The organism is Massilimicrobiota sp. An105 (assembly GCF_002161155.1).
GTDB lineage: Bacteria > Bacillota_I > Bacilli_A > Erysipelotrichales > Coprobacillaceae > Allocoprobacillus > Allocoprobacillus merdigallinarum.
On record NZ_NFLY01000078.1, the window covers coordinates 1 to 4,017 of the forward strand.

Annotated in this window: 4 protein-coding genes and 1 tRNA gene; all 5 read left to right on the forward strand. The window is 32.4% G+C overall.

Annotation, left to right across the window (positions count from 1 at the left end; all coding sequences use genetic code 11):
* Nucleotides 1–93 precede the first annotated feature (93 nt).
* The 5 genes from B5E48_RS13070 (at nt 94) to B5E48_RS13090 (ending at nt 3,616) form a co-directional block, all read left to right on the forward strand.
* Nucleotides 94–801 carry a transposase gene (locus tag B5E48_RS13070; protein ID WP_241146991.1) on the forward strand — a complete coding sequence of 236 codons (708 nt, stop codon included), beginning with the start codon at nt 94–96 and terminating at the stop codon, nt 799–801.
* 284 nt (nt 802–1,085) lie between these two features.
* Nucleotides 1,086–1,673, forward strand: coding sequence for an ECF transporter S component (locus B5E48_RS13075; protein WP_087305566.1), 588 nt, complete (start codon nt 1,086–1,088; stop codon nt 1,671–1,673).
* Between the two features lie 39 nt (nt 1,674–1,712).
* Nucleotides 1,713–1,789, forward strand: a tRNA-Thr gene (locus B5E48_RS13080).
* 46 nt (nt 1,790–1,835) lie between these two features.
* A complete protein-coding gene (locus tag B5E48_RS13085) occupies nt 1,836–2,705 on the forward strand; it encodes a YitT family protein (protein WP_087305568.1) in 870 nt (289 codons plus the stop codon).
* Nucleotides 2,706–2,773: 68 nt separating this feature from the next.
* Nucleotides 2,774–3,616, forward strand: coding sequence for an HAD family hydrolase (locus tag B5E48_RS13090; RefSeq protein ID WP_087243870.1), 843 nt, complete (start codon nt 2,774–2,776; stop codon nt 3,614–3,616).
* Nucleotides 3,617–4,017 lie beyond the last annotated feature (401 nt).

A 4,017-nucleotide genomic window follows, 5' to 3' on the forward strand; every position in this document is an offset into this window, starting at 1 on the left:
TGCGATATATTAAGCTCAAATAAACTCAAGAAACCTTATCGTTTGACGTCATCTAAGAAATTTGACCTTTATGAACAGAAGCAGCTGACTAGGTTGCATCATTCCCTCAAGGAACAGATCAATGTTCTTTCCAATCGTCTGCAGAAATGCATAGATCTTGTTTTCCCTGAATATAACGCACTTTTTAAATCCAAGTATGGAAAAGTCTATATGTCTATTCTTAAACAGTTTGGCAGTGCAAAGGCCATTGCACAGGCTGACATCAGAACTTTACGCAAATGCTTTGATATTACCGGCAGAGGCAATCGCATTTCTCTGACTGCTGAAAAGCTAAAGGAAAGTGCAAAAACATCTGTTGGCATTTCTTCGTTGGCAGATGAAATGCAGATCAAGCATTTGATAGCTCATATCGAACTGCTTAATGATCAGCTCAAAGAAATAGATAAAAAAATAGAAGAGTTTTCCACTGACTTAAACTCTCCTATCATCTCCGTACCAGGAATTTCGCATTTCTCTGGTACTTCAATTCTAGCAGAATATGGAGATATTTTCAACTATTCTAAGCCTTCAAAGATAATAAAGGCAGCGGGTGTCGCCCCATTTCACTACGAATCAAGTCAATACGAAGCCAAGCATAGTGCCATAACCAAGCAGAGATCGAGCTATTTAAGAAAGACGTTATATCAGATCATTGTGCCAGTCATCAGGTTCACGCAGGGACATTGCATCAGGAAGCTGTTGAGAGTCATCTATCATCTGGTAACGACAAATCAGCAGTTTGATGCATCATTACTAAGATAGAAAGAAAATGAAACCGTATTCATAAAAAGTCTATTCCATAGGCTATTTTCGTCATGCCCAAAAACACAAATCGTATTCACATTTCAAAGATCTTACATATTGATTAGCTACCATAATCAAATCATTTAACATTTTCAAACTTTTTCATCAAATGACTTGATTTTTATATAGTTAGCTCCTTGATATTATTATACTCAATCTGGATATATAAAAAAATACAAAACTGGATATTTTCATAAGACCAATAATCATATATACTGTTAGTCATACGGAGAGTGATAGATATGAATACAAAAATATTGAAAATCGTTTTAGTTGGTTTAATGGCTGGCTTATGTTATATATCATTTATGTTTTTACAGATTAAGATTCCAACACCAGGTGGTTTTACATCTTTTCATTTAGGAAATACTTTTTGTGTGTTGGCAGCTTTATTGCTAGGGGGATTACCTGGTGGTGTTGCAGGTGCTATTGGTATGGGAATTGCAGATTTGTTGGATCCGGCTTATGTGATTGTAGCGCCTAAAACAATTATCTTGAAATTAGGGATTGGTATCATAACTGGTTTGGTTGCACATCGTATTTTTCATATCCAGCATAAGCAAGGGAAAGCGTTATGGAAAGCAGTTATTTTATCAGCTACAGCTGGTATGTTATTTAATGTGATTGGAGAACCTATTTTTTCTTATTTTTATACAGCTTTTATTTTAGGGGCACCTGATAATGCGGCAAAAGCATTGGCTTCATGGAATGCTATAACAACTTGTGTCAACGCTGTTTTAGCTGTTATCATTGCTTCAGCTATTTATATGGCTATGGCTCCAAGATTAAAAAATAATGGTTTATTAAAGAAAATTGTGCCAAAGGAATAGTAGAAATCTATTCCTTTTTGTATTATAATAATACAGGATGCCGACATAGCTCCAATCGGTAGAGCAGGCCACTCGTAATGGTCAGGTTGCAGGTTCAAGTCCTGTTGTCGGCACCATATGTAAAAACGCAACTGCGTTTTTTTCTTTATAAGGGGGATCGATATGATTTTGAATCAGGAAAGTAAAAGATATTTTTTCATTATATTAGGGGCATTTATTTTTGCATTGGGAGTAAATTTATTTGTAGTACCTGTGCAATTATATAGTAGTGGGGTATTAGGAATTGCTCAAATTATAAGAACACTATTAGAACAAATCAGTAATGGCATGTTTCCATCTTCAATAGATATATCAGGAATTATTAACTTTGCGATTAACATACCTCTATTTATGTTAGCTTATCGTACCATTTCTAAACGTTTTTTTGTCAGAACGCTATTATCTGTTATTTCTCAAACTATCTTTTTAACATTCATCATGATTCCAACAACACCACTTGTTGATGATATTCTTACCAATTGTATTATTGGTGGAATTGTGACTGGATTTGGTATAGGTCTAACATTACGCTGTTCTGGAAGTGGTGGAGGATTAGACATTTTAGGTGTCTATTTTACAAAAAAGTTACCACATTTTTCAGTAGGAAAATTATCATTATTTATTAATTTAGCAATCTATGTTGTGTGTGCATTTTTATTTCATATTGAAATAGCCATTTATTCTGCCATTTATATGACATGTTTTACACTTGTTTTAGATAAAACTCATTATCAAAATATCAATGTAACATGTGTTATTTTTACAAAACAATTAGAAATTCAAAATAAAGTTTTATCTGAAATGGGACGTGGAATGACTTTTTGGCAAGGAAAAGGTGCTTATACAAAAGAAAATACTTATGTTATGGTAACAGTGATTAGTAAATATGAAGTGAATCAACTCAAACATATTATTAAAGGTCTTGATCCACAAGCATTTACTTTATTTTTTGAAGGTATGTCAGTGGATGGACACTTTGAAAAGAGATTATAGATTTGCAGTATTTGAAACAAATTTGGTTTTTATAGAGATTTGATTATAATGAAAATAGGGGGGATTTGATGGACAAGAAATTAATCTTTTTAGATGCAGATGGAACATTGACATTGCCAGATGGACGAGTATCACCAAAGGTGCAAGAAGCTATTCATCAAGTTCAAGAAAATGGACATGAAGTCTTTTTATGTACAGGAAGAAGTTATGCAGGAGCTAGACCACTTTTTCCAATTGGTTTCGATGGTATTATCAGTAGTGCGGGTGGATATATTGAGGTGCATGGTCAAAAAATCTTTGAATCATGTTTGAGTCAAGAAGATATTCAACTGGCAAGACATATTTTTGATCAGCATCACATTTTATATAATTTAGAAGCTAATCATATGACTTTTCAAGATGAAAAGATGAATTATGAATTTGTAAAACATCGTTTAAAAGATGGAGAAAATTTAAATTCTGAATTACAGAGATTATTAAATGAACAAAAAGAACATTTTAATATTCATCCATTAAAGGAATATGATGAAAATCCTATTCCTATTCAAAAGCTATGTTTTATGTGTGAAAAAGAGGAAGATTTAGAAGAACCTAAACGTGTTCTATCAGATAAATTTCATTTTGTCATTCATGAAATCTTTTCTCAAGATGTCATTAATGGTGAAATTATTATGAAAGGAACAGATAAGGGAACGGCTGTTGAAAAGGTATGTGAATATTTAAATATTCCTATTCAAAATACAATTGCTTTTGGAGATAGTATGAATGATTATGCGATGATTCAGACTTGTGAATATGGTGTTGTCATGGCAAATGGATCAAAAGAACTCAAACAATATGGAAATGCTATATGTGAAAGTGTACAGGATGATGGAATTTATCATGAATTGCATCGCTTAGGTTTATTTTAAAAAGTTGTCATAAAACGTTTATAACGTCTTTTGACAACTTTTTCTTTCTTTATATGCCATAGCTTCTCTTTGAAAATGTTTATAACCAAGATATGAAAAAATAATGAGGACAAGAGAATAACCAAGTGCAATTATCAAATCGAACTTAATGAAAAGCACAATGATAGCAAGAATCAAAAGCCAAAGTGAATGTTTATAACGCTGAAATTTTTCTTCAGGGTTTAAAAAATACCAGAACCATTTATGCATAGATATCGCACTCCTCTTATTTATTATAACATAAAAAGGGGCTGTAACGAAATAAATATTCGTAAGGCCACCTAAAAAAGAAAACGACAATGATTATCTTTAATGATTATCATTGTCGTTTTTGGTATAATTAGATTATGGAATCTTTAAAT